The sequence below is a fragment of the Pseudoalteromonas sp. SWYJ118 genome, from assembly GCF_015864505.1.
GTDB classification, from domain to species: domain Bacteria; phylum Pseudomonadota; class Gammaproteobacteria; order Enterobacterales; family Alteromonadaceae; genus Pseudoalteromonas; species Pseudoalteromonas arctica.
The window spans coordinates 141,372-166,970 of sequence record NZ_JADYXC010000001.1 but is presented as its reverse complement, the minus strand read 5'-3'; the positions used below and the strand labels follow the sequence as shown (position 1 = coordinate 166,970).

The 25,599-nt window shown below is 40.7% G+C and carries 24 protein-coding genes; 7 read left to right on the top strand and 17 right to left on the bottom strand.

Annotated features, from left to right (window positions below; all coding sequences use genetic code 11):
- Positions 1-18: 18 nt before the first annotated feature.
- The 4 genes from I6F48_RS00870 to I6F48_RS00855 all read left to right on the top strand — a co-directional run bounded on the left by I6F48_RS00870 (position 19) and on the right by I6F48_RS00855 (position 4,467).
- Positions 19-597: a glutathione S-transferase family protein gene (locus I6F48_RS00870; RefSeq protein ID WP_165740590.1), complete on the top strand. Its 579-nt coding sequence runs from the start codon at positions 19-21 to the stop codon at positions 595-597.
- A gap of 17 nt (positions 598-614) precedes the next feature.
- Positions 615-965, top strand: a complete 351-nt coding sequence (locus tag I6F48_RS00865) for a DUF2750 domain-containing protein (protein WP_197118618.1) — start codon at positions 615-617, stop codon at positions 963-965.
- A gap of 99 nt (positions 966-1,064) precedes the next feature.
- On the top strand, positions 1,065-1,745 hold the full coding sequence (locus I6F48_RS00860) for a hypothetical protein (RefSeq protein ID WP_024590219.1): 681 nt from the start codon (positions 1,065-1,067) through the stop codon (positions 1,743-1,745).
- Between the two features lie 148 nt (positions 1,746-1,893).
- Positions 1,894-4,467: a M1 family metallopeptidase gene (locus I6F48_RS00855; RefSeq protein WP_197118617.1), complete on the top strand. Its 2,574-nt coding sequence runs from the start codon at positions 1,894-1,896 to the stop codon at positions 4,465-4,467.
- An 82-nt stretch (positions 4,468-4,549) separates the two neighbouring features.
- On the opposite strand, the gene I6F48_RS00850 is transcribed toward I6F48_RS00855, so the two are convergent.
- Together I6F48_RS00850 and I6F48_RS00845 are read right to left on the bottom strand one after the other, a co-directional pair.
- Entirely contained in the window at positions 4,550-4,915 is a 366-nt protein-coding gene (locus tag I6F48_RS00850; RefSeq protein ID WP_007579906.1) for a hypothetical protein, read from the bottom strand.
- Positions 4,916-4,990: 75 nt separating this feature from the next.
- A complete protein-coding gene (locus I6F48_RS00845; RefSeq protein WP_197118616.1) occupies positions 4,991-5,866 on the bottom strand; it encodes a hypothetical protein in 876 nt (291 codons plus the stop codon).
- A gap of 157 nt (positions 5,867-6,023) precedes the next feature.
- Here I6F48_RS00845 and I6F48_RS00840 point away from each other — a divergent pair, with 157 nt between their 5' ends.
- From I6F48_RS00840 to yjjG, 3 genes are all read left to right on the top strand, one after another.
- On the top strand, positions 6,024-6,923 hold the full coding sequence (locus I6F48_RS00840; RefSeq protein ID WP_165739829.1) for a phosphoribulokinase: 900 nt from the start codon (positions 6,024-6,026) through the stop codon (positions 6,921-6,923).
- Between the two features lie 78 nt (positions 6,924-7,001).
- Positions 7,002-7,547, top strand: coding sequence for an inosine/xanthosine triphosphatase (gene yjjX / locus I6F48_RS00835; protein ID WP_165739827.1), 546 nt, complete (start codon positions 7,002-7,004; stop codon positions 7,545-7,547).
- 13 nt (positions 7,548-7,560) lie between these two features.
- Positions 7,561-8,235: a pyrimidine 5'-nucleotidase gene (gene yjjG, locus I6F48_RS00830; protein ID WP_010554302.1), complete on the top strand. Its 675-nt coding sequence runs from the start codon at positions 7,561-7,563 to the stop codon at positions 8,233-8,235.
- A 92-nt stretch (positions 8,236-8,327) separates the two neighbouring features.
- Here yjjG and lpxC read toward each other — a convergent pair whose 3' ends face one another.
- The 15 genes from lpxC to rsmH form a co-directional block, all read right to left on the bottom strand.
- Positions 8,328-9,239, bottom strand: coding sequence for a UDP-3-O-acyl-N-acetylglucosamine deacetylase (gene lpxC, locus I6F48_RS00825; RefSeq protein WP_007582940.1), 912 nt, complete (start codon positions 9,237-9,239; stop codon positions 8,328-8,330).
- Between the two features lie 106 nt (positions 9,240-9,345).
- Positions 9,346-10,593, bottom strand: coding sequence for a cell division protein FtsZ (ftsZ, locus tag I6F48_RS00820; protein ID WP_007582938.1), 1,248 nt, complete (start codon positions 10,591-10,593; stop codon positions 9,346-9,348).
- Positions 10,594-10,614: 21 nt separating this feature from the next.
- Complete coding sequence (gene ftsA / locus I6F48_RS00815) at positions 10,615-11,847, bottom strand: cell division protein FtsA (RefSeq protein WP_197118615.1); 1,233 nt, start codon at positions 11,845-11,847, stop codon at positions 10,615-10,617.
- Positions 11,844-12,623: a cell division protein FtsQ/DivIB gene (locus I6F48_RS00810; RefSeq protein ID WP_007582934.1), complete on the bottom strand. Its 780-nt coding sequence runs from the start codon at positions 12,621-12,623 to the stop codon at positions 11,844-11,846. Before I6F48_RS00810 ends, ftsA begins: the two co-directional genes overlap by 4 nt.
- 1 nt (position 12,624) lies before the next feature.
- A complete protein-coding gene (locus tag I6F48_RS00805; protein ID WP_024592944.1) occupies positions 12,625-13,545 on the bottom strand; it encodes a D-alanine--D-alanine ligase in 921 nt (306 codons plus the stop codon).
- Positions 13,542-14,993 carry a UDP-N-acetylmuramate--L-alanine ligase gene (gene murC / locus I6F48_RS00800; protein WP_002957994.1) on the bottom strand — a complete coding sequence of 484 codons (1,452 nt, stop codon included), beginning with the start codon at positions 14,991-14,993 and terminating at the stop codon, positions 13,542-13,544. The genes I6F48_RS00805 and murC overlap by 4 nt, the downstream gene beginning before the upstream one ends.
- Positions 14,994-16,070: an undecaprenyldiphospho-muramoylpentapeptide beta-N-acetylglucosaminyltransferase gene (gene murG / locus I6F48_RS00795; protein WP_197118614.1), complete on the bottom strand. Its 1,077-nt coding sequence runs from the start codon at positions 16,068-16,070 to the stop codon at positions 14,994-14,996.
- Positions 16,067-17,242: a cell division protein FtsW gene (gene ftsW / locus I6F48_RS00790; RefSeq protein WP_007582927.1), complete on the bottom strand. Its 1,176-nt coding sequence runs from the start codon at positions 17,240-17,242 to the stop codon at positions 16,067-16,069. Before ftsW ends, murG begins: the two co-directional genes overlap by 4 nt.
- Entirely contained in the window at positions 17,239-18,573 is a 1,335-nt protein-coding gene (gene murD / locus I6F48_RS00785) for a UDP-N-acetylmuramoyl-L-alanine--D-glutamate ligase (RefSeq protein WP_197118613.1), read from the bottom strand. The genes ftsW and murD overlap by 4 nt, the downstream gene beginning before the upstream one ends.
- The gene (gene mraY, locus I6F48_RS00780) at positions 18,574-19,656 is read right to left on the bottom strand and encodes a phospho-N-acetylmuramoyl-pentapeptide-transferase (RefSeq protein ID WP_007582922.1); all 1,083 of its coding nucleotides are present in this window, start codon (positions 19,654-19,656) and stop codon (positions 18,574-18,576) included.
- A complete protein-coding gene (locus I6F48_RS00775; RefSeq protein WP_197118612.1) occupies positions 19,656-21,038 on the bottom strand; it encodes a UDP-N-acetylmuramoyl-tripeptide--D-alanyl-D-alanine ligase in 1,383 nt (460 codons plus the stop codon). The genes mraY and I6F48_RS00775 overlap by 1 nt, the downstream gene beginning before the upstream one ends.
- A complete protein-coding gene (gene murE / locus I6F48_RS00770; RefSeq protein ID WP_197118611.1) occupies positions 21,035-22,513 on the bottom strand; it encodes a UDP-N-acetylmuramoyl-L-alanyl-D-glutamate--2,6-diaminopimelate ligase in 1,479 nt (492 codons plus the stop codon). Before murE ends, I6F48_RS00775 begins: the two co-directional genes overlap by 4 nt.
- Positions 22,506-24,323 (bottom strand): penicillin-binding transpeptidase domain-containing protein, encoded by a 1,818-nt coding sequence (locus I6F48_RS00765; protein WP_165739818.1) that lies wholly within the window; start codon positions 24,321-24,323, stop codon positions 22,506-22,508. Before I6F48_RS00765 ends, murE begins: the two co-directional genes overlap by 8 nt.
- A complete protein-coding gene (gene ftsL / locus I6F48_RS00760; RefSeq protein ID WP_007582915.1) occupies positions 24,320-24,646 on the bottom strand; it encodes a cell division protein FtsL in 327 nt (108 codons plus the stop codon). The genes I6F48_RS00765 and ftsL overlap by 4 nt, the downstream gene beginning before the upstream one ends.
- A complete protein-coding gene (gene rsmH / locus I6F48_RS00755; protein WP_008167099.1) occupies positions 24,643-25,581 on the bottom strand; it encodes a 16S rRNA (cytosine(1402)-N(4))-methyltransferase RsmH in 939 nt (312 codons plus the stop codon). Before rsmH ends, ftsL begins: the two co-directional genes overlap by 4 nt.
- Positions 25,582-25,599 lie beyond the last annotated feature (18 nt).

Below are 25,599 nucleotides of genomic sequence, written 5' to 3'. Positions count from 1 at the left end.
CTTTTTTATGGAGTAATTATGCAATTAATTGGTTCTGTACCTTCACCTTACGTGCGCCGCATTAGAATTTGGGCACAACAAAACAGCTGCAAACCAGAGCTTGTAAGTCTCGATATATTTTCTGAGCAAGATCGCCCTACTATGGCCAGTAAAAATCCAGCTCGAAAAATCCCAATACTGGTAGATGGCGACTTAACTCTTAGTGACTCTAATTCTATATTGCGTTATTTACTTGAAAAAACAGGTCAGCCAAAACTAACGTGGCCTCAAGAGCACTTACTTACGACTATAAATGCTTGTAACGATTCGTTAGTAGAAATGGTGTTATGTAAACGTTCTGGATTTGACACCAAAAGCGATAAATTATTTTTTAATCTGCAAAACGAACGTATTGAACAAACATTAAGCTTTTTAAATACCCATTTAAGCGATGAAGAATTTAAAAGCTGTGAATACCTCAACATCAGTTTATACTGCCTGCTTGATTGGATTTGCTTTCGCGAATTAGCTGACTTTAGTCAGCATTCAGCGCTTGTTGCTTTTCATAAGCAATATGACGAGCGCCAAGCAGCAATAGACACCAATCCTCGTCACTAATTTAAAAGGGTAAACACATGAGCGATATCGAAATTGAATCACAACTAGTTAACTTCGTAGAAAAAGTACGTATTAGCGAAGTAATTTGGGCACTTGGTGCAGAAGATAATGGCTTTGTAGTGTGCGATTCTAACCAATTTGATGAAACTGACGTATTACTGCTTTGGGAAAGTGAAGCAGCAGCTAAAGCACAATGTAAAGAAGAGTGGAAAGATTACAGCCCAGTAGAAATCAACCTTGATGAGTTTTTAGATGCATGGGTTGAAGACTTAAATGAAGATAACGCACTTGTTGGCATTAACTGGAATGATGACCAAGTATGTGCAGAAATTGAACCTACAGGTTTAGCTCGCGCATTGAGTGAATAATACTTTATACGCTTTACTCTAAAAGCGGATAAAACCCGACTAGCATCTACTGCTAGTTGGGTATAAAATAAAACACATCATTATTTTCAAGGTATTACGTTGAAAACCCATCTTGGTCGCCGGCCCTTTTCAGCCATGGAACTGCACACTCTTTATAATGGATATATATACGGTGATTTTAAAGTTGCACGAGAGCAACCAAAACACTGGCATTTTTGGCTCCCTTTAATTGCATATTATAGTGGTGCTTATAGCGATGAGATTGGTTATTTAACGCTTGATGATCTGTCCCTTGAAAAAAACGTCTTATGCTTTAATTTTCATACCCACGGTAAAATAAAACCTCGCTTAGTTCCTGTACATCAAGCACTTATAAATGCTGGATTTAATGAATATATAACGTTCATCAAATCGCAAAACCAACACCGATTAATGTTCGACTTACCGGCTAAAACTGGCAGGTACAGTGAAAAAGTCCGCATTTGGTTTTCAGGCGAAGGTGAGCGAGCCGGTTATCTGCAAAAATGTGATATACCAAACGTAGATCAACTCGGTATGAAAACAGCAATAAGCAGTCTTCGTCTTAACTTTGAGCAACAAGTGCGTATATACGCCCTACAAGCTAACTCTAAAGATGCCTTTAATTACTTGATGGGTTTTAACGAGTATCCACACGATGTGTTTAGCGATACCCACTTATTAAATACCGTTGTCCAACAAATACGTATTATTAACTCACACCTGCATTGGCAGCGTTTTATAACACGCGAAAGCCACTGACAAACTTTGTTACTATTTCCCCTTAAAGTCACCGTTATAATCAATTACTCTATTTAAAAAAACTGTTAGGATATCTAACCCCCTAATTATATGAGCATAAAAAAGCCTATTTAGGGTAGTTTCTAACAACAACAATCTAGGGATCACTATGTTTCTTAAAAGCCTCTTAACAGTGAGCGTTGCTTTGGCAATGGGTGCTGCAAACGCTAACGAATTCGTTATTGAAAAACTCGCAAAACCAAGTTCACAACAGGTGTCGTTAACACTCGACCCGAGCCAAGATACATTCACAGGGATGACTGAGATTTCCCTAGAAGTACTAAAACCAACAAAATACATTGAGTTAAATGGCGTAGCTTACGCTGTTAAAATGGCGCAACTGCTTGGTGATGAAAACTGTGATTTAAACAATGAAATGCTTAAAACAGGTAAAGTAAAATTTAGCTGTGATGAGCAAATTCAACCAGGTAAATACACACTTAAAGTTGATTTTTCAGCGCCATATAACCGTCAAAGTGTTGGTTTATACAAAACATTAGACCAAGGCACTCCTTACTTATTTACTCAATTTGAAATGAGTGATGCACGCCGTGCATTTCCTGTTTTTGACGAGCCAAGTTACAAAATTCCATTTCAGTTAACGATTACTGCGCCTACATCACAAAAAGTATATTCAAATACGCCAGAGCTTAAAGCAATCGTTAATGGCGATATGACCACACACTACTTTGATAAAACACCGCCAATCCCTTCATACCTAGTAGCGATGGCTGTTGGCCCGTTTGAAGAATTAGAAATTAAAGGCATGCCAATTCCTGGTCGTGTAATTACCCCACAAGGTAAAATCCACTTAGCCCAATACGCTAAAGAAAACATGCCAAAAGTACTGGGCGCACTTGAAGCGTATTTTGGTATTCCTTACGTTTACAAAAAATTAGACTCAGTAGCGGTACCAGAGTTTCCATTTGGCGCAATGGAAAACTCAGGCTTAGTGACCTACAGAGAAGATATTTTATTGGTTGATTTAGCTGCCGCAACACGCAGTAAAAAACAACGTAATGTATCAATTATTGCTCACGAACTTGCTCACCAATGGTACGGTAACTTAGTAACCATGAAATGGTGGAACGACTTATGGTTAAACGAAGCGTTTGCTAGCTGGATGGCTGCAAAAATTACTAAGCAGCTTAACCCTGAGTTTGAATCGCACTTAGACCTGCCACAAAACAACGTAATGGCACTTGATGCACGCCTAAGCACTAAACCTATTCGTAAGCCAATTAAAACCGAAGCCGACATTATGGACGGTTTAGGTCTTGCTTACAGTAAAGGCAGCTCAGTACTTGCTATGGTTGAAAACTGGATTGGCGAAGATGCATTTCAAAAAGGTATTCAAAGCTACTTGAAAGAGTTTTCATATAAAAACGCAGAAGCGGCCGACCTATGGGAAGCACTTGGTAAAGCATCAAATAAAGACGTAGCGAGTGTTTTAAAATCGTTTATTGAACAGTCTTCTTTCCCATTAGTTAAAGTAAATCAACAAGGCAGCAAAGTAACTATTTCACAAAGCCGCTTTGTAAATGCAGGCGTTGATGCGCCAGAGCAGTTATGGAATGTACCGGTTGCAATTAAATATGGTGCTGGCGATAAAGTAAAAACAGCAAATGTATTACTTAATAAACAAAGCCAAACGCTAGACTTAGACTTTGAGCCAGAATGGATTTATCCAGATCAGGGTGCACTAGGCTACTACCGCTGGGTAATGGATGACGCACAATTTAGCGCACTTGTTAAAAAGGCGCCAAGCGTACTGAGTGACCGTGAACGCTTAGCGTTGTTATCGGCTACTGATGCACTACTTGACGCTGGTGTTATATCTGCGGCTAAGTTAATGCAAACACTTGAAGTGTTCGTAAGCGATAGCCACCCTCGCGTAGCAAATACCGCGCTAGGTTACTTAGTATCGCAACAACGTACTTTTAAAGACGATAGCAATAAAGACCTATGGCCTGAATTTATTCGTAATGCAGTAACGCCTGCAGCTAAAAAATATGGTTTAGAAGCTAAAGCGGGAGAAGACGGAGCTATTGCACAACTTCGTGCGGCCGTTGTATCACGCTTAGGCTTTGATGGTGAAGATCAAAACGTAATCAGTAAAGCGAAAGAACAAACACAAGTTTATTTAAATGCTCCACAAAAAGTAGACCCTTACTTAGCCGGTACGTACTTAACTCTTGCTGCTTTTCATGGTGACAAAGCGCTGCTTGATCAATTCATGACAACGTTTAAAACAACGAAAGATCCACAAGTACGCACTAACATGCTTGCTGCAATGGGCTTTTTTGGCAAACCTGAATTACAAAAAGCGGTATTAGCTTATAGCTTAACGGATGAAGTAACTGCATCTGACATGCGTACTATTTTGTCAGGTCAAAGTTACACAGATGAGCGCCAAGCGTTATTTATTGACTGGGTTTACAGTAACTACGATAAAGTAACAGCAAGCTTACCGCCTTTCTTTATTCCTAACTTACCGTACTTTACAACGGCGAGTTGTAATGCAGAAAGCTTAGCTAAAACAAAGACCTTTTTTAACGAAAAAGTAGCTGATGTAGCCGGTTACGCTCGTACATTAAGTAAGCTTGAAGAAAGTACAAACGATTGTATCGCGCTTAAAACACGTGAACTAGAATCGGTTAATAGCTTCTTAAAAAGTAAGTAACCCTTAGGTTTATTAAGCTATAAAAACACAAAAGCCGCTGAATATAAATTCAGCGGCTTTTTACGTTTATATTTTTGCTTTATTAATTACCAATAATCATCGTTAGCTTAGCAATAAAGTCTTTTGCTGCTTGCTCAGAGTTTATTTTAAATGCCACACCGTAGTGAATAGGCTGAGCACTTTTAAAAATACGTGTAGGAAAGCGTGTCATCTCGCTGCTATGAAAGTAGCCTTGCGCACGCGTTACGCCATCAATATCACTAAAGTCATCGCTAAACACCTCAAATGCTGGGCGAATTACTATTTTACCCTTACCGCTTTCGCTGTGGGTATAAAATGCTTCTTTAGAGTTTACTAACATGTACTCTGCAATATTTTTAATCTTAAAATTACTTCTACACTGTAATTTAATGAGCTGTTCTGTCAGCTCGTCTGCACTATAAGCCACGTGTAATCCCTATTAGTTAATTTGCGTATTAGATTAACGCATACACACAATAAAATCTGAATTTATTTGTCTGCTTTACTGCGTTATATCACATACAAAAGCGAGTTTTTCATTGTTGTAACTCATTCTTGTTATATTTGTTTCGCAGTAGGTGCTTAAATTAAGCCATTGCGATACTTCATCACTTCCATCAAGTTTACGCTGATAAACGCGGTTTTTAATAGCATAAGCGATAGTTGCATCATCTTTCAAAATAAAATCTTGAACTTGAGCAGGTAACCTTAGTAGGTCTTCAACTTGTTTATCCTGTGGATTAAAACTCGCTAAAATATGTTGCTCGTTTTTAGTGTAACTAAATAAAAATGCAGCTGTAGAGTTGTTATAAATAAGCGTTCGGCCAATATTACTGGCAGCTATTTTCCCCTTCGCTTGTGCAACAGAAGTATATTGAAGAGTATGAGGCTTTCCTAAAATAAACATTACTAAATCATTTTGAACACCCCATGCATGGTACCCAACAGGTTCAATCCAATCAAAAATACGACTTGGCGCATCTTCGCTTTTGAGTGGGTATTGCCACAGTTTTTGCTTACCATCTGCCTCTACAACAATCGCTGATACTGCATCACCACTTGGCATAACCGTTGGTGAATATTCGCTTACGGGAGAGTTACTGATATTAATAACTTTTTTTGATGTTAAATCATAATAAGCAATATCGGTTTGGCTTTGCTCACCTGCAATCACCTCATGAGTAAAGTATAAACCTGTACTTGTTAAGTACGGTTGGTTGTTATAACTGTTTTTATCACTCACTATACTAACTTGTACCCCGAAAGGTGTATTTAAATCAGCAAGTAATACTTGGCTTTTTGGCATGCTAGCCTGCGCCATAATTGGGCTAAGCGCTGCTATAGAAAAGACCCCAAGTAATGGTTTAATAAGTTTCATGCTTTCTCTCGTTTTAATTTTAAGCACCTCATGATAACGTTATTTGCTGATGGCGTCACTTGAGCTAAGTCAGTCAACTCTTAAGATACCCAAACGGCTTAAAATAATGTTAAGTTTAGTCTGGTTATAAAACCTGGTCCTAAAAAAGAGAATTAACATGTCAGCTAAAAATCCTATTATTGCGATTACGGGTTCGTCTGGTGCGGGTACAACCACCACAACCAATGCAATTAAACATATTTTCCGTAGCCTTAATATTGAAGCGGCTTTTATCGAAGGAGATAGCTTTCATCGTTACACTCGCCCTGAAATGGATAAAAAAGTACGTGAAGCACAACAAGAAAATAAACACATTAGTTACTTTGGCCGAGAAGCAAATGACTTTGGTGCTTTAGAAGCGTTGTTTGAAAACTATAGTGAAACAGGCCAAGGTAAGTTACGCCGATACTTACACACCTTTGATGAAGCCGTTCCATACAATCAATTACCGGGTACATTTACTCCTTGGCAAGACCTTGATAGTAATACTGATATTTTGTTTTATGAAGGGTTACACGGTGGTGTAGTTGATCAAGATGTAGACGTAGCAAAGCATGTCGATTTATTAATAGGCATGGTTCCAATTATTAACCTTGAGTGGATTCAAAAATTAATACGCGATACATCCGAACGAGGCCATTCTCGCGAAGCGGTTATGGGCTCTATTGTGCGCAGTATGGATGACTATATAAATCATATTACCCCGCAGTTTTCTCGTACCCATATTAATTTTCAACGCGTGCCTACTGTTGATACATCAAACCCATTTAGCGCAAAAGACATTCCATCGCTTGATGAAAGCTTTGTTGTTATCCGCTTTAGGGGAATTGAAGATGTTGATTTTCCTTATTATTTGCGCATGATTGAAGGCAGTTTTATGTCTCGTATTAATACGCTTGTAGTACCAGGCGGCAAAATGGGCTTGGCTATGGAGCTTGTGCTTACCCCATTAATTAAAGATATTATTTTGAAAAAGCGTGCACTGGAAAACCTAGCACCACTCGATTTACCTATTTAATATTAAGTTAGTCGTATAGCTCTTTTTTGTTAAAGCTAACTCACGTACACTGCTGATTTTGCTCAAGGTGAGATCAGCATGCCACAACAATTAAAAATTATTGTCGGTTCTAAAAATCCTGTAAAAATAAATGCCGCTAAACATATTTTTACTATGTATTTTCCAGAATGTATCATTGACTGTGAAGGTGTGAATGCTCTCTCAGGCGTGCCTGATCAACCTATTGGTGAAGACGAAACCCGAATTGGCGCTCAAAATCGAGTGAATTACTGTAAAACTCACCATCAGGCTGACTATTATGTAGCCATGGAGGGCGGTGCAGAGCAATTTAGCTATGGGCCTGCAACATTTGCTTATGTTGTTATTGATAATGCCTTAAATCAAGTTGTAGGGCGTAGCAGCAACCTTCCTCTACCCCAAGTACTTTATAATGCATTACTTAAAGGTGAAGAACTTGGCGATGTAATGGACAAAGCATTTAATACCACCAACGTTAAACAAAAAGGTGGCGCTATTGGTCTACTTACCAACAATCATGCCACGCGCGAAAGTACCTATACACAAGCACTCACTTTAGCTATGGCGCCTTTTTTACACCCTGAGCTATACGGCCAAACAAATTAATTTAGGAAGTTTAATGAAGTACAACTATGTATTGTTTGATGCAGACGAAACCTTATTTAGGTTTGATATTTTAGCGGGCATGACTCGCATGTTTAAAGCTTACAACGTAGATTTTAGCCAAGACGATTATATTCATTATCAAAAAACCAATAAGCAGCTGTGGGTTGATTATCAAAATGGCACTATTAGCGCAGATTACTTACAAGTAACACGCTTTAATGAGTGGGCTTCAAAACTTAATGTGCCAGCAAAAGAGCTAAACGATGCTTTTTTAGATTCTATGGCGCAAATTTGCGAGCCATTACCTGGTGCTATTGAGCTTTTAAATAAACTTAAGCCAAATGCTAGATTAGGTATTATTACTAACGGATTTGCCCGCTTACAAACCGTACGCCTTGAGCATACTGGCTTAAAAGATATGTTTGAATGGTTAGTTATATCTGAACTTGTAGGTATAGCAAAACCGAATAAAGCGATTTTCGAGCACACATTTGAGCTAATGGGTAACCCAGATAAAAGCGAGATACTTATGGTGGGTGATACTGCTGCAAGTGACATACTTGGCGGCAACAATGCAGGTATTGATACTTGCTGGTTACAACACCCTGGTGAGCAATTAGCCGACGGAATAAAGCCAACCTATACCGTAGCTAGTTTAAATCAGTTACAAGCTCTTTTGGAGTTATAATAAAGTATAGAGCTATTAAATTTCACGCAAAAAAATGACGCTAATTAGCGTCATTTTTTATAACTGTTTTTCGAGCTGCTCTTTTACTGCTTTTAGGCTGGAGCTAACTCAAGACCGGGTGCAGGCATCGTCACAGGCGTTTCAAATGTTGCCCACTCCCATGCTGACTCTGTAGCCATAATTTTACGAAGTAATTTATTATTTAAATCATGACCCGATTTAAATGCAGTTACTTTACCTAAAAGGTTATGGCCTGTCATAAACATGTCACCAACACAGTCTAATATCTTGTGCTTAACAAACTCGTCGCTATAACGCAAACCGTTAGGATTTAAAACTTTGAACTCATCAAGTACCACAGCACTATCCATGCTACCACCTAGCGCTAGGTTGTTTGCATGCATGTATTCAATATCTTTCATAAATCCAAAAGTACGCGCACGGCTAATTTCTTCAATAAAGCTTTGCGTTGTTATATCCAACCCAATACGTTGGCGACTTTCATTGATAGCTGGGTGGTTAAATGCAATCTCAAAGTCGATATGAAAACCATCATATGGTTCAACTTCAGCCCACTTATCACCTTCTTCAATGCGTACTTTTTCTTTAATACGGATAAAGCGTTTAGCAACGTTTTGCTCTTCAATTCCGCCTTTTTGTAACAGATATATGAATGGTAATGCACTACCATCCATAATCGGCACTTCTGAGCTATCTAATTCTACAATTAGATTATCAATTCCCATTGCAGCAACAGCTGCAATAAGATGCTCAGTAGTCGATAAGCGAACACCATCTTTGTTAATTAAACAGGTACACAACTGCGTATCACCAACGGCTTCAGGTGTTGTTTCAAAATCAACAACCGGATCAAGGTCGACACGACGAAATACAATCCCAGTATTTGCGCTCGCAGGTCGGAGAGTTATTGTGACCTTCTCACCTTTATGAAGTCCAATTCCTATGGCTTTGACTACTTCTGCAATCGTACGCTGTTTAATCATAGGTATGCTCACTTTTAAATCAGTTACAGTTATATGGCGTATTTTAACATAAATCCTTTTGCCTTTCAATATTTGTACATATTTCAAACAAAAGTATTATTAAATGTTAATCAGCCTGCTTACGTAAAAAAGCGGGGATATCAAAATAATCACCACCTTCTGATTTATCCGCTTTTTTACTGTTTTGTGCTGAAGAGCTTGATGCACTGCTTGAACTAGTTGTAGGCGCTTTTTCTTTGCTTTGCGTTTGCGCTTTAGCAGTGTTTTCTTCAGTGTTTGTATCTTGGCTTGCAAAGCTTGGTACGTACATACTGCTCGTTTGGTTTGATGTGCTTGCAACATCAGAACCTGATGCTTTTTTAAAGCCGTTATCAACGATACCAAACTGTGGACGACGATCGCCGCCTAAGCCAGTTGCAACAACCGTTACACGTAGCTCATCAGTCATTTCTGGGTCGATTACCGCACCAACAACAACCGTTGCGTTTTCTGACGCAAGTGCTTTAACGTGATTACCAACAATTTCAAATTCTTCAATCGCAATGTCCATACCTGCGGTGATATTAACTAAGATACCTTTAGCACCTGTTAAATCAACGTCTTCTAGTAGTGGGCTTGAGATAGCCGCTTCTGCTGCTTCTTGTGCACGATCAGGGCCTGACGCAGACGCCGTTCCCATCATTGCAGTACCCATTGCAGACATTACAGTTCTAACATCGGCGAAATCCACGTTAATTAAACCAGAACGTGTAATTAGCTCTGCTATACCTTGTACCGCACCAAATAATACGTCATTAGCTTTAGCGAAGGCATCTAGAAGTGTAGTCCCTTTTCCTAAAACTTTAAGCAATTTATTGTTCGGAATTGTAATAAGTGAATCTACAATTTCTGACAATTCGTTAATGCCTTGTTCAGCGGCTGCTGCACGTTTTTTACCTTCAAAATCAAAAGGACGTGTTACAACTGCAACGGTTAAAATACCGAGTTCTTTAGCAATTTTAGCAACTACCGGTGCTGCACCAGTACCTGTACCGCCGCCCATACCGGCTGCAATAAATACCATATCGGCGCCTTCAAGGCTGGCACGAATTGTATCTGCATCTTCTTCAGCCGACTTACGGCCTACTTCAGGGTTTGCGCCCGCACCCAACCCAGAGGTTATTTGCGTGCCTAGCTGAACTGTAATATCGGCAGCAGAGTTACGTAATGCTTGCGCATCCGTATTAGCGGCTATAAAACGCACGCCTTCTATTTGTTGTTTAACCATGTGCTCAACAGCGTTACCGCCACCACCGCCCACGCCGATTACTTTTATTACAGCTTCTTCGCTGTGTTGTTCCATTATATCAAACATGTTTACTCTCCGACTTGAGTCTTAAAACTCGCCTTGGAACCATTTAGTAATGCGGTTCCACCAATTATTGTTATCCTCTGCTTTCGACTTTTGTGCATTCATCGATTGCATGGTACGCCCGTATTGTAACAAACCAACAGCGGTTGCGTACGAAGGATCATCTACGTAGTCTGTCAAACCAACCATCCCGATTGGTTTGCCTATCCTTACTGGCATTTGGAAGATGTCTTCTGCCACTTCCATCGCGCCAGTCATTTTAGCAGTTCCGCCTGTTATAACGAGACCTGCCGCAATTTGGTCTTCTAAGCCTGAACGACGAATTTCTTCCATCGCAAGCTCAAATAATTCTCTAAAACGAGGCTCTACCACCTCAGATAATGTATGGCGCGACATCAGTCTTGCTGGTCGTCCGCCTACACTAGGTACTTCAATCGTGTCTTCACTACTAGCCATTTGACTACTAGCACATGCGTATTGTACTTTGAGTGACTCTGCATGTGATATAGGTGTACGAAATATTTTTGCAATATCACCAGTAACTTGGTTACCAGCCACAGGTATAACGGCAGAGTGACGAAGCGCACCATTAATATAAATGGTGATATCCATAGTACCGCCGCCAATATCAAGTACTGCAACACCAAGCTCTTTTTCATCTGGCGTAAGCACTGAATAACATGATGCCAACGCAGTAAAGATAAGCTGATCAACTTCAAGACCACAGCGCTCTACGCATTTCTCGATATTTTTTGCCATATCGTTTGAGCACGTAATAATGTGTGCACGCGCTTCCATACGAACACCACTCATGCCCAATGGGTTTTTAATGCCCTCTTGCATGTCGATACTGTATTCTTGCGGCAATGCATGCAGCATTTTACGCTCTGCCGAAATAGGCACAGAACGCGCAATATGAATTACATTTTCAATGTCTTCTTCAGTGACTTCAGTGTTATTAATTGCCACCACGCCACTTTCGTTTTGACATTGTATATGCTTGCCAGAAATACCCAAATACACAGAGCTAATACGACAATCAGCCATTAACTCGGCTTCGTCTATTGCTCGGCGAATAGACTCAGACACTAAGTTTAAATCGTTAACGCCGCCTTTATCCATACCATGAGATACTTGGCTGCCCACACCAACAATGCTGAGCTTGTTATCTGCGGTGATTTCACCTACCGTGGCAACCACTTTCGAGGTGCCAACGTCTAACCCTATTACTAGGTTTCTTTCTGCTGACTTAGTCATGCCTTACTCTTATTTTGTAATTGTTCTTCTTGCACTGGCTTAAAGCTGACTGCAAGGCCGGTATCATACCGTAAATCTATTGTATCTACTTGTGCATCTGCACGTTGTTCCATTCGTGGATAAACGTCTATAAAACGTTGTACACGCTTGGCTTTATCTTTACGTCCTAAATTTAAACGTATTCCGTTATCTAACCATAGTTGCCACGAAAAGCGCTCCGACAATGCCAAACTTGTTAACGTTAAGCCGTTAACTTTTAGCATTTCATCAAATTGCTTAAAAGCAATCCACGCTTCTTCTTCGCTGCCTTCTGGGCCGTATAACTGCGGTAAGTCATCATCTAACTTATCGCTGCTGGCTTGAAATGCTTGACCACTTTGGTTGAGCAATAAGTCGCTATTCCAATGTGCTACTACTTCATGTTCAACAACATATACTTGTATAGTATCAGGCCATTGTTTACGCACCGAAGCGGTAGCAACCCAGGGTAAGTCTTGAACTAGCTGCTGCACATGCTTAACATCAAGTTCAAAAAAACTACTTAAATCGGCTTTTTTAATCGCTTTTATAATTGCCGTTTCATCTGTGTATTTAGGCTGCCCTTGCACTGTAAGGTGCTTAATTTGAGCATCTTTGTTTTCAACTAACCAATCCGATACACCTGTCGTAATTTGCACTAAGCCAATTACAACTATCAGAAAAAAGCTCACACCAAAAATCAGAGACCAATTAAGTTTCAGTTTGATTTCCTGAGCTTTTTCTAAAAGGGGATGCATATTAAAGCGTTTGCTCTAAAATGCGAACAACTAATTGTTCAAAAGTTGCCCCATTCGCTTTTGCTGCCATTGGCACTAACGACTTTTCAGTCATGCCAGGTACTGTATTTACTTCAAGCAGGTAAAAGTTACCTTGCTCGTCTTGCATCGCATCAACACGGCCCCAACCACTTGCGCCCACTAAATCAAATGCATCTAGCGATATAGCTTGTAAGTACTTAGTATCTTGCTCTGATAAATCTGCAGGGCAATGATACTGCGTTGTATTTGATTGATACTTAGCTTGGTAATCGTAAAAACCATTTGGTGTCGTCATCTCGATGACTGGTTGTACTTCATCGCCAAGCACTGTAACTGTGAATTCACGTCCCGTGATCCACTGCTCTACAAGCACTTGATTATCAAACTTAAATGCATTAGCTAGTGCGTCTTCAAGTTCTTGTGCTGTACTTGCTTGCGCCATACCTATGCTTGAGCCTTCGTGCGATGGCTTAACCATTACCTTTTTAAACTCACCCATAATAGCTGCAGCATCAAAGCCTTTTTTAGCGTCAACTACGGTATAAGGTGCAGTGCTTAAACCCGCTGATTTAAATAAGTGCTTACAACGTACTTTATCCATAGCAAGTGCTGAACCCAGTACATTACTGCCCGTGTAAGGCAGGTTCATAAACTCAAGCGCACCTTGTACAGTTCCGTCTTCGCCACCACGACCATGCAAAGCAATAAAAACGCGCTCTACATTTAATTCTTTTAACTCCCACAAAGAACGACTTTGCGGGTCAAATGCAATTGCATCAATGCCACTATTTTGCAGCGCATTTAAAACAGCCTGACCCGATCGTAAAGACACTTCACGTTCTGCTGAGTTACCACCTAGCAGTACCGCTACTTTACCAAATTGTGTGTTTACCTGAGTCATACTTCACCTTGCTTAAGTTTTTCTATCGACATACCCGTCGCAGCTAATGTTTTAACTAACTGACCTATATTACCAGCGCCTTGGGTTAATACTAAATCATTATTTTGTAAATTTGCGGCCAAAACGCCTGCAAGCTCTGCATTTGTTGCTACATGTAGCGGCTCTTTGCCACGTTGACGAAGGCTACGGCATAAGCTTTTGCTATCTGCACCAACAATTGGATCTTCACCAGCGCTATACACATCAAGCAATAGCAACTGATCTACATCAGCAAGTACTTTTACAAAATCTTCGTATAAGTCGCGTGTACGAGAAAATCTATGAGGTTGATATACCATTACTAAACGCTTATCAGGCCAACCTTCACGTACTGCTGCAATTGTTGCTGCAACTTCTGAGGGATGATGCCCGTAATCATCAACTAACATCACATTGCCACGCTCGTTTTCAAATTCACCATAGTGTTGAAAACGACGACCAATACCTTCAAACTTCTGCAGCGCTTCTAAAATTGCATGATTCGCAATGTTTTGATCTTTTGCCACAGCAATCGCAGCGGTTGCATTAAGTGCGTTGTGTCTACCTGGCATATTCAACGTGGCAGTTAAACACTCACCTTGTTTGTTAGTTACTGTAAATGTGCATGTATTAGCTGATTGGCTAAAGTCGCTCATGCGGTAATCAGCATCCTTCGATTCACCATACGTGATAACTGGGCGACCAAAGCGCGGGATAAGTTCAGCAGCAACTTCAGAATCAATACATACAACAGCTAAACCATAAAACGGCAAGTTATGAATGAAATCTACATACGTGTCTTTCATTTTTTCAAGACTGCCGCCATAAGTATCCATGTGATCTTCTTCAATATTTGTGATCACCGATACCATTGGCTGTAAGTGTAAAAACGACGCATCGCTTTCATCAGCTTCTGCAATTAAAAAATCACTTTTGCCTACTTTTGCGTTACTACCTGCGCTATTTAACAAGCCACCAATAATAAAGGTTGGATCAAGCCCTGCTTGTCCATAAATACTCGCAATTAAGCTTGTTGTCGTTGTTTTACCATGCGTCCCCGCAATTGCTATACCGTGGCGAAAACGCATTAATTCAGCCAACATTTCTGCGCGGCGCACAACGGGGACTCTTGCGGCTTTAGCTGCAATAATTTCAGGATTTGTTTCATCAATCGCACTTGAAACAACGACTACATTGGCATCTTTCACGTTATTTTCATGATGGCCAATAAATACTTCTGCACCGGCTTTAATTAAACGATCTGTCATAGCGCTATGGGCAATGTCAGAACCTGTAATACGGTAGCCTTCAAAAGCGAGTACTTCAGCAATACCGCCCATACCTGCTCCACCAATACCAATAAAGTGAATGGTTTCTATTCGGCGCATTGCAGGACGTGTGTGTTTTTCTTGTACTGACGTTTCTTTCACTTATTTTCTCTTATTTGTTACTTGCTCACAGTGCGTTGCTACGCTTGCTGTGGCATCTAAAATGGCTTGTTTTTTTGCATTTGTAGCCATTTCAGTAATTAATGAAGGTTGGGCTAAATACGGGCTTAATAGTTCAACAATTGATTGTTTATTAAACTGCCCTTGTGGCATTAATAATGCGCCATTAGCCATCACTAAATATTGTGCGTTCGCTGTTTGATGGTCGTCCACAGCATGGGGAAACGGAACAAAAACGGCCATTTTACCTGCCGCTGCAATTTCGCTAACAGTTAACGCACCAGCACGGCAAACAACAATGTCGGCCCAGCTATACGCTGCGTCCATATCATCAATAAATTCAGCTATTTTTGCATTACTGCCTGTAAAAGCATGCATTTTATAAGCGGCTTCTACGGTAGTTAAATGACCCTTACCTGTTTGATGCCATACACTTATTGGAGCTGTATTATTTAGTGCTTTAAATGCTTCTGGTAATGTTTGATTAAGCACTTGTGCACCAAGCGAGCCGCCCACTACTAAAATATTAATAGGGCTTGATACATCGCGTTTGACTATATTCATAACGCTTTGGCGAACTGGGTTACCTACTAGCTCGGCTTGACCCTGTGCAAAAGCACTTGGAAATGCAGCTAATACTCGTGTAGCCACCTTAGCTAGCAGTTTATTGCTCATACCCGCTACAGCGTTTTGCTCGTGAATAACCAGCGGGATACCTAAACTTTTTGCGGCAATTCCCGTTGGACCCGTAACATAACCGCCCATTGCAAGTACTACATCAGGACGCTGTTCTTTCAATACCTTACGCGCCTGCAATACTGCATTAATTACCATGAATGGGGCTTTAATAAGACGCTTTAATCCGTTACCACGAACACCTTTAACGTTAATAAAATCAATATCTATATTGTGCTTAGGTACAACGCTCGCTTCCATTCGATCTGGTGTGCCGATCCAGCTAACTTGCCAGCCCTGCTGTTTTAAATAATCGGCTACTGCAATACCGGGAAAAATGTGTCCGCCAGTTCCACCAGCCACTACTACTAATTTTTTACTCATCGCTTACCTCCGCGTGAGGTGGCTTGTTTGGTTGCCATTTTGGTTTCAAAATCTACGCGTAATAAAATACCCGTGGCAATCGTCATAATTAATAAGCTTGAGCCGCCATAAGAAATAAACGGCAGGGTTAAACCCTTCGTCGGTAAAATACCCGCGCTCGCACCTACATTCACCATGGTTTGAAATGCAAACCAAATACCAATGGCAAATGAAAAGTAGCCTTCGTATTCCTTGCCGCACTTAAGGGCTTGTTGGCCTATTAATAAGGCTCTAAATACTAAAGTAGCTAATACCGTTAAAATACTTACAACGCCTATTAAGCCAAGTTCTTCACCTATAACGGCAAAAATAAAATCGTTATGTGCTTCAGGTAAATATTGTAGCTTTTGTACACTGTTACCTAAGCCTTGGCCAAACCAACCACCCTGGCTATATGCCATTAGCGATTGCACCAACTGATAACCCTTGCCAAAAGGATCATCCCAAGGGTCTAAAAAGCCAACAACACGTGCCATACGATATGGTTCAACAATAATAAGTAATACAACCAGACCAACGCCCGTTAAAATAAGTACAAAAAACTGCCATAACTTAGCACCAGCTAAAAACAATAAACCAACCGTTGTTACAAACATAACAACCACTGTGCCTAAATCTGGCTGCAGCAGAATAAGCAGTGCATACACTGCAAATACAGCAATTGGCTTTGCAAAGCCTTTAATATTTTCTTGTACTTCTTCGCGTTTTCTTACCAAATAACCCGCAATATAACTAAAAAAGTACAACTTAGCGGCCTCAGCCACCTGAAAACCAACAGGTCCAATAGGTATCCATCGTTTAGCGCCGTTTACTTCACGCCCAATAATCAATACCGCTATTAATAGCACCATACCTAGTATTAATAGATAAGGGTTTGATCGTTTCCACCACTCCATTGGCACACAAACACTTATCCAAAAAAGCACAAAAGCCATTGCCAAAAACATGCTGTGGCGAATGGTAATATGGTACGGGTCATCAAATAACCGCTCTGCGGTAGGCATTGATGCGCTGGTCACCATGATAAAACCAACACCAATGAGCATTATTACGCAGTACAATAGCGGTACATCGTATAACTGCGCCGAAGGCTTAGGTGTTAATGCGTCTCTTATATCGGCAAAAGCAATCATAACGCCCCTGCCATTACACACTGAACAAAGTCATCACCGCGTTGCATATAGTTGTTATACATATCAATACTGGCACATGCGGGTGCTAATAAAACAATATTGCCTGTACTACTAAGTACTTTGGCCAAAGTAACGGCTTCTTCCATATTGTTAGTTAAATAACTCTTATTGGTAATCGCAGCTAAGTCACTTGCATCTTTACCAAAACAAATTAATGCTTTTACATGCTGTTCTATGTAAGGTTTAAGCGCATTTAAATCAGCGCCTTTGGCATCGCCACCAGCAATAACAATCAGATTTTCACCGCCACTAGCTAAACTATCTATTGCAGCAATGGTCGCTCCAACATTAGTTGCCTTTGAATCGTTAAAATACTTTACACCGTTAAGCTCAGCTACAAATTGGCAGCGATGAGCCAACCCATTAAATTGACCTAATGCATTTTTATATTGCTCTTTGCTTACTTCAAACGGACTTAAGAGCGCCATTACTGCAAGCGTATTTAAATAATTGTGCTTACCCACTACCGCAAGCGTATCAACAGCTAAAAAGGCATCGCCTTTAACCATAAAGTGAGTTTCGCCATTATGTTGCGCTAAATGGTAATCACCTTGTTGAGCACCAAAGCTGATTAGGGGGGTAGAACCGCGCTCAACTGGATGTGTTTGACTATCGTCTGCGTTGACAATAATAAGCTCTGCACCGTCATAAATACTTAGCTTTGAGTCTATATAAGCTTGGTAACTGTCGTAGCGATCAAGGTGATCTTCAGACACATTTAATACCGTTGCACTCACAGGTTTTAAACTCGTTGTGGTATCTAGCTGAAAACTAGATAACTCAAGTACATACACGTCAAAATCATCACTGAGCAAATCAAGCACCGCTGTGCCAATATTTCCACCCAAAGCAACTTTATAGCCGGCTTGTTTTAATACTTCATAAGCGAGCGTAACCACGGTTGATTTACCATTAGAGCCCGTTACTGCAACAACCGGTTTTGAATTAATACGTGCAAATAACTCAACGTCGCCAATCACTTCAACACCTGCGTTAATTGCATTTGCAACAGCTGGTATTTTTAAGCTAAGCCCAGGGCTTATAATAATCATATCGCTTGAACAAAGCTCTGCGTCATCCAAATTACCAAAGTGGGTATCTAGAGTTGGCGCGTGCTCTTTTAACCAATCAATCCCCGGCGGGGTTACTCGGCTATCAATGACCTTTGGTGTGAGGCCATGAGATAATAGAAAACGCACAATGCCCAGACCGGTTACACCGAGTCCGAGCACTGTTATTTGTTTGTTTTTTATCTCGTTTAAATACTGCATTTATCGAATCTTTAAAGTAGCTAAGCCAGCAAGCACTAGCACAACAGAAATAATCCAAAAGCGCACAATAACGCGAGGCTCTGGCCAACCTTTTAATTCATAATGATGATGAATCGGCGCCATTCTAAAAATGCGTTGTCCGCGTAATTTATACGACCCCACTTGTAATATTACCGATAGCGCTTCCATTACAAATACACCGCCCATAATAATAAGCAGTAACTCTTGGCGTACTAAAACAGCAATAATACCTAATGCACCACCAAGTGCTAATGAGCCAACATCGCCCATAAATACTTGTGCTGGGTAAGTGTTAAACCATAAAAAGCCAAGCCCTGCGCCCACAATGGCAGTACATACAACCACAAGCTCACTCGCCAGCGGTAAATGTGGAATATGTAAGTAAGCCGAAAAGTTAATATTACCTGTTAAGTAAGCAATAATTGCCAATGCCGAAGCCACTAAAATAATTGGCACAATCGCCAAGCCATCTAAACCATCGGTCAGGTTTACCGCGTTTGATGTACCTACTATGGCAAAATACGTAAGCACGATATAAAACAAACCTAATTGCGGTAATACGTCTTTAAAAAATGGAACAACAAGTGATGTTTCAGATGCTTGTGCACTGGTAAAGTACAAAGCAGTAGCTACAACTAATGCAATGACCGACTGCCAAAAGTACTTCCACTTAGCAATTAAGCCTTTTGGATCTTTACGAATAACTTTACGGTAATCATCAACAAAGCCAACAATACCTAAAGAGCCAATTACAAACAGTGTTGCCCATACGTATTTATTTGATAAATCGGCCCAAAGTAACGTGCTGGTAAAAATAGCGGCTAAAATAAGTAAGCCACCCATAGTCGGCGTACCCGACTTAGACAAATGCGATTGCGGACCATCGTCTCGAACTGTTTGGCCTATTTGCATACGTTGCAAACCACGAATTAACTTAGGTCCTAAATAAAGAGACATAATTAGCGCGGTTAAAATACCTAAAATGGCACGTAGCGTTAAATACGAAAAAACATGAAAACCACTAAAATACTGTGTTAAATACTCTGCCAGCCAAACTAACATTATGATACTCCATTGATGGCTTGTTGCTGGCCATTAACTAAATCGGTTACTAATAATTCCATGCGAGAACTGCGCGATCCTTTCACTACTATTGTTGTTTTAGTATTCACTTTATTAATACTTTCTTGAATTTTTTGCTGCATCTGTTCGCGGCTCGAAAAGTGGCGATTAGGTAGTTCAAACACATCACTTGCGTATTTACTTAATACACCTAATGTAAATAACTCATCAATCCCTTGCTCAAGTGCATACTCGCCCACTTCTTGATGGTACTTACGTGCATCTTCACCAAGCTCACCCATGTCTCCGAGTGCTAAAATGCGGTGACCTTGCATATCACTTAACAAGTCAATCGCAGCCTTTACCGACTTAACATTGGCATTATAGGTATCATCAACCACGGTAAGTAAATCAGACACTTCAATTAAATTAACGCGCCCTTTTACATCCCCCATTGTGGCAAGTGCATTGGCTATTTCTTCAAGAGTTACATCAAATTCACTGGTCAGTGCAGCAGCGATAAGTGCATTACTAATATTGTGCTTACCCGGAAGTGCCAAAGTAACAGGTACTTGCTTGTTTTTAGTGCAAAGCGTAAAGCTTGCACGCGCATTGGCATCAAGCGTGATGTTCTCTGCCCAAATATCTAGTTTTTCAGTTGTAGAAAAACGTTTAACATTTCGCCCTTTAAGCTTATCTAACCAATATTGGCTAAATTCACTATCGCAGTTAACAATCGCAACACCGTCATCTTTAAGGCCATCAAAAATCTCACCTTTAGCTTTTGCGACGCCCATTAAACTACCAAAACCTTCTAAGTGGGCTGCTGCAACATTACATACAACGGCTACATCTGGTTTTGTCATTGCCGTGGTGTAGGCAATTTCACCTAAGTGATTTGCACCTAGCTCAATTACTGCAAAACGATGTTGAGGCTCTAAGCGCAATAACGTAAGTGGGACGCCTATATCGTTATTAAAATTACCTTTAGTAGCTAATACATCACCGTGAACCGACAAAATTGCCGCACACATTTCTTTTACGGTGGTTTTGCCTACACTCCCTGTAATAGCAATTGTTTTAGGCGCCACTTGCGCCATAACAGCGGTACCAATTGCACCTAGTGCAATACGTGTATCGCTTACTATAAATTGTGGAATATCTACATCAACTTTGTGCTGAACAATAACGCCAATAGCCCCTTTTTGTTTAGCCTCAGCTATAAATTTATGCCCATCAAAATTGGGCCCTTTCAGTGCTAAAAACACTTCACCATCGCACACTGTACGAGTATCAGTATTTATATTAAGCACGTGTTGATTATCACCTTGATAATCGGTTGTTAGCACATTAGCTAACCAATTAAAATCCATTGGGATCATTGTGTTATCCCTCTTACTGCTTTTTTTAGTTGTTCTTGTACATAGCGGCGATCGCAAAAGTCGATGCGCTTATCGCCTATAATTTGATAATCTTCGTGGCCTTTACCTGCAATCAAAATAACGTCATCAGCTGTAGCATTTTCTATAGCAAAACGAATTGCAGTTGCTCTATCAGCCTCTAAATGTGCATTGTGAGGATGGGTTAAACCGCCTGCTACATCTGCAATAATGTCATCAGGGTTTTCTGAGCGTGGATTATCACTGGTAATAATAACTTTATTAGCGTTTTGCTCTGCAGCTTGCGCCATTAATACGCGCTTACCTTTATCTCTGTCACCACCGCAACCAAATACACAACTTACACCGCCTGGCACATGCAGCTGCAATGCTTGTAACGCAAGGGCTAGTGCATCGGGCGTATGGGCGTAATCAACAACACACGTTGGCATACCTGCTTGACTAAATGCTTGCATTCGCCCTGCTACTGGCTGTAATTGCGCACAACCTGCAACTAATTGCTCAAGCGGATAACCAAGCCCTAGTAATGTAGCGAGCGCTGCCGTTAAGTTATATAAGTTGAATTCGCCAAACAGAGGCGATTTAATTGAAATATCACCCCAACTTGTCGATAACTGAGCCGAAATACCTTCACTTGAATATTCAACATCAGAAAAATAAACGTATCGGGCATTCTTAGGAGCTAAGTTTTTGCGACCATAACAAATTAGGTTATTAAAATCATACTTTTCAAGCCATTGCTCAGCTTGAGAATCATCTTGATTAAGCACTACAACTTGCGGTTCAAAATCACGGAAAAGCATTAGTTTCGCATCACCGTAACTTGCCATATCACCATGGTAATCTAAGTGATCACGCGAAATATTAGTAAACACAGCCGCTTTAAACGCGCATTTAGCAACACGTTGCTGCACTAACCCATGAGATGATACTTCCATGGCTACTAGCTTTTTATGCTGCGAATTTAAATCACTCAAAATATGTTGTAAATCAACCGCAGAAGGCGTGGTATTAATCAGTGGAATTAAATTATCAGGGTGGCCGTAACCTAAAGTCCCTATAATGGCCGACTCTGTACTGCAAAATTGCGCTAAGTGGGCAATCATTGCTGTGGTTGTCGATTTACCGTTTGTACCTGTCACACCAATTAAATCAAGAGCCTGACTTGGCTGGCTATAAAAGCGACTTGCTAATTCTGGAAGCTTTTTATCAAGCTCCGAAACTAAATATAGTGGCTCAAAACTTGTTTCAAATTCACATAATCTGTCAGCAATAATAGCTGTTGCGCCATTTTCAATTGCTTTATTAATAAATTGACCGCCATCAAGTGCATGGCCTTTAATAGCAACAAATACATCACCTGGCGTTACTTCACGGCTATCAAGGCGTAAATGTTTTACCAGTTGCGAGGGCGCATCTATTTCGATGTATTTTAAAATATCCTTTAAATCACGCATCGTTATCTTTACCTTGTACGTACGCAACCTCTTCCTTGTCAGGCGCTACGTTTAATATTCTTAATGCGTTAGAGATGATTTCTGCAAATGCAGGGCCAGCGGTGGCACCTCCATAGTACACATCACCACCTGGTTCATTAATCATAACTACCACGGCTAAACGAGGATTACTTGCCGGCGCTACACCTGCAAAATAACCTACATATTCATCACCATAACCACCTGCTACGGCTTTTTTAGATGTACCTGTTTTACCAGCTGCACGATACCCATCAACTTTTATGTTGCGAGCAGTACCGTCTTTTTCAAATACACTTTCCATCATGTGCACTACGGCTTCTACGTCTTTTTGTTTAAAAATACGTTCGCCTTCAGGTATATTGTCTTGCTTTAAAATAGTCAGAGGTCGGTTAACTCCACCAGCGCCTAACATGGTATAAAAGCGCGCCATTTGCGCAGTGCTTACCGAAATTGCATAACCAAATGATAAAGTGGCAATTTCAAAGTCAGACCAACGACGATTTGGATAAAACAAACCGCTGCTTTCGCCTACCATGCCTGTTCCAGTGTCACTGCCAAACCCTACTTTTTGGTATAAGCCAACAAGGTAATCTTTAGGCACTAACTGAGTAACCTTCGCAACTCCCATGTTTGAGGAGTACTTTAGTATTTCACGCAATGTTAGTTCGCCGTGATTACGGGTATCTCTCACTAAACTACCACCTAAACGCATCCACCCTGGATAGGTATCAATTGTGTCATCTGCCTTAATGGCGCCGTAGTCTAGCCCAGCCAAAATGGCTAGAGGCTTAACAGTTGAGCCAGGTTCAAACAAATCGGTAATTGCACGATTACGACGTTTATGAGGGGCTGCATCGCTTAAATTATTTGGATTAAATGAAGGACTGTTTACCATTGCCAGTACTTCACCGGTTTTAACATCAACTACCATAGCCGATCCCGATGTGGCTTTATAAGTCAGTACAGCTGATTTTACGGCCTTGTACGCAATGGCTTGAATTCGTTGATCAATACTTAATTCTATACTTTCTGGCTCTACACGTTCACGTTCGTCAAGTACTTCTACCTCACGCCCTTGTGCGTCTTTACGAATGGTACGGCGGCCTTCCTCGCCCGTTAAAGCGTTTTCGTATAGCTTTTCAATACCTTCAATGCCTTTGCCATCGATATTGGTAAAGCCAATTACATGCGCGGTAACTTCACCTGCAGGGTAGTAGCGTTTAGATTCATCTAGTAAATGGATACCAGGGAGGCGTAAATCACCAATATAATTTGCTACAGCAGGAGTAACTTGGCGCTTTAAATACACAAAGCGACGCGAAGGATCGTTTAAAAGTCGAGAATTAATCTTTTTAGGATCAATACGCAGCACATCTGCAAGCTCGCGCCAACGTAAATCGTTTTTATAATAAAGTGCAGTACGCTTATCAAGCTCAACAGTGTTTTCAGTTAAAGATAAGTGATCTTCGCCGCTTTTGCGGGCTTGTTTGATTACTTTAGATACAAGCGATTTATGTAATGCTTTAGGATCAGCATACACACTTACCACAGGCACACTTACCGCTAATTCTTTACCATTGCGGTCAAAAATCATTCCGCGTTGCACATGCAGTTTTTCAACACGTACCGTACGTTTATCACTTTCTGAACGTGCTTTATCAGGTTCTATCACTTGTAAATAAGCAGCGCGAGATACGAGTGTTACAAACACCATAAACACAACTGTACACACCAGCATAAAGCGCCATGTGATTAAATTAGTGACTGGTTTTTTGCCTCTATTTCTCATTGTACTATTATTACCTGCTCATCTTGACTCGTAGGTCGTTTCATTTTTAATTGTGATATAGCAACTTCTTCAATGCGTGCATGTTGCGAATAAAATTCTTCTTCAACAAGTAAGTAGCGCCACTCTAAATCGAGTTCATCACGTTCTTGTAATAATTGATCTTGCTTTATAAGTTGCCCACGAGCTAAATGTGTTGTTTGCACAACAGCTAAACTAGAAGCGAATATCACAACCAACAAGGCCGAGGTTAGCTTGTTAGCACCTAGGCCTTTTAATATTTCAAAGAATAAATTGGGTTGACGATAGCTCGCTTTTTTACTCATCCCAACCTCTGTGCAATCCTAAGTACAGAACTACGAGAACGTGGATTACGTTCTACTTCAACAGTACTTGGCTTAATAGCCTTACCCACTGCTTTTAACGTCAGGTTTTTATTTATTTGTGCATCAGTTAAAGGCAGACCTCTGGGTAACACTTCTCCCCTACTCTGTTTTCTAATAAACTGTTTTACAATACGATCCTCTAGTGAGTGAAACGAAATCACCACTAAACGTCCGCCTGGCTTTAGCACTTTAACTGCAGACTGTAGCGCTGTTTGAATCTCTTCAAGCTCGCTATTGATATAAATACGAATCGCCTGAAAAGTACGTGTTGCAGGGTGCTTAAACTTATCTTTTACAGGTACTGCTTCATCAACAAGGTCAGCAAGTTGCTTGGTTGTTGTGATTGGCGTGTGCTCACGAACTTCGAGTACTTTGTGTGCAATGCGTTTACCAAACTTTTCTTCGCCCAGTTTTTTAATTACGTGGGTAATATCATCTAACTCGGCTTCTGCTAACCACTGTGCAGCACTGCGACCTGTTGTTGGGTCCATACGCATATCAAGTGGCCCATCTTTCATAAAACTAAAACCACGCGCAGCGTCATCCAGTTGTGGCGACGAGACACCAATGTCTAATAAAATGCCATCCACTTTACCAATTAGATCGTTCTGCTCTGCTACTTCGTATAAATTTGAAAAACGAGTATGTGCAATCGCAAAACGTGGATCATCAGCAAATTTTTCGGCTGATTGTATCGCTTGTGGATCTTGGTCAATTGCTTGCAGGCGACCTTCATCACCTAGGCGTGCTAAAATTTGTCCAGAGTGGCCGCCACGTCCAAACGTACCATCCATGTATATACCGTCTGGCTTAATTGCGAGGGCATCGATGGTTTCGTCCATTAATACGGATACGTGTTCAAATTGCGCTGTCATTAGCTATTATTTGCCTTT

Bases quoted from the DNA above. Each gene is read 5' to 3' on its own strand.
- lpxC (WP_007582940.1), bottom strand. From the start codon at position 9,239: ATGATTAAACAGCGTACGATTGCAGAAGTAGTCAAAGCCATAGGAATT.
- I6F48_RS00870 (WP_165740590.1), top strand. From the start codon at position 19: ATGCAATTAATTGGTTCTGTACCTTCACCTTACGTGCGCCGCATTAGA.
- I6F48_RS00805 (WP_024592944.1), bottom strand. From the start codon at position 13,545: ATGACTCAGGTAAACACACAATTTGGTAAAGTAGCGGTACTGCTAGGT.
- I6F48_RS00865 (WP_197118618.1), top strand. From the start codon at position 615: ATGAGCGATATCGAAATTGAATCACAACTAGTTAACTTCGTAGAAAAA.
- rsmH (WP_008167099.1), bottom strand. From the start codon at position 25,581: ATGACAGCGCAATTTGAACACGTATCCGTATTAATGGACGAAACCATC.
- ftsA (WP_197118615.1), bottom strand. From the start codon at position 11,847: ATGACTAAGTCAGCAGAAAGAAACCTAGTAATAGGGTTAGACGTTGGC.
- I6F48_RS00840 (WP_165739829.1), top strand. From the start codon at position 6,024: ATGTCAGCTAAAAATCCTATTATTGCGATTACGGGTTCGTCTGGTGCG.
- I6F48_RS00775 (WP_197118612.1), bottom strand. From the start codon at position 21,038: ATGATCCCAATGGATTTTAATTGGTTAGCTAATGTGCTAACAACCGAT.
- I6F48_RS00810 (WP_007582934.1), bottom strand. From the start codon at position 12,623: ATGCATCCCCTTTTAGAAAAAGCTCAGGAAATCAAACTGAAACTTAAT.
- ftsL (WP_007582915.1), bottom strand. From the start codon at position 24,646: ATGAGTAAAAAAGCGAGCTATCGTCAACCCAATTTATTCTTTGAAATA.
- mraY (WP_007582922.1), bottom strand. From the start codon at position 19,656: ATGTTAGTTTGGCTGGCAGAGTATTTAACACAGTATTTTAGTGGTTTT.
- murG (WP_197118614.1), bottom strand. From the start codon at position 16,070: ATGAGTAAAAAATTAGTAGTAGTGGCTGGTGGAACTGGCGGACACATT.
- I6F48_RS00765 (WP_165739818.1), bottom strand. From the start codon at position 24,323: ATGAGAAATAGAGGCAAAAAACCAGTCACTAATTTAATCACATGGCGC.
- yjjX (WP_165739827.1), top strand. From the start codon at position 7,002: ATGCCACAACAATTAAAAATTATTGTCGGTTCTAAAAATCCTGTAAAA.
- I6F48_RS00845 (WP_197118616.1), bottom strand. From the start codon at position 5,866: ATGAAACTTATTAAACCATTACTTGGGGTCTTTTCTATAGCAGCGCTT.
- I6F48_RS00855 (WP_197118617.1), top strand. From the start codon at position 1,894: ATGTTTCTTAAAAGCCTCTTAACAGTGAGCGTTGCTTTGGCAATGGGT.
- murD (WP_197118613.1), bottom strand. From the start codon at position 18,573: ATGCAGTATTTAAACGAGATAAAAAACAAACAAATAACAGTGCTCGGA.
- yjjG (WP_010554302.1), top strand. From the start codon at position 7,561: ATGAAGTACAACTATGTATTGTTTGATGCAGACGAAACCTTATTTAGG.
- ftsW (WP_007582927.1), bottom strand. From the start codon at position 17,242: ATGATTGCTTTTGCCGATATAAGAGACGCATTAACACCTAAGCCTTCG.
- ftsZ (WP_007582938.1), bottom strand. From the start codon at position 10,593: ATGTTTGATATAATGGAACAACACAGCGAAGAAGCTGTAATAAAAGTA.
- murE (WP_197118611.1), bottom strand. From the start codon at position 22,513: ATGCGTGATTTAAAGGATATTTTAAAATACATCGAAATAGATGCGCCC.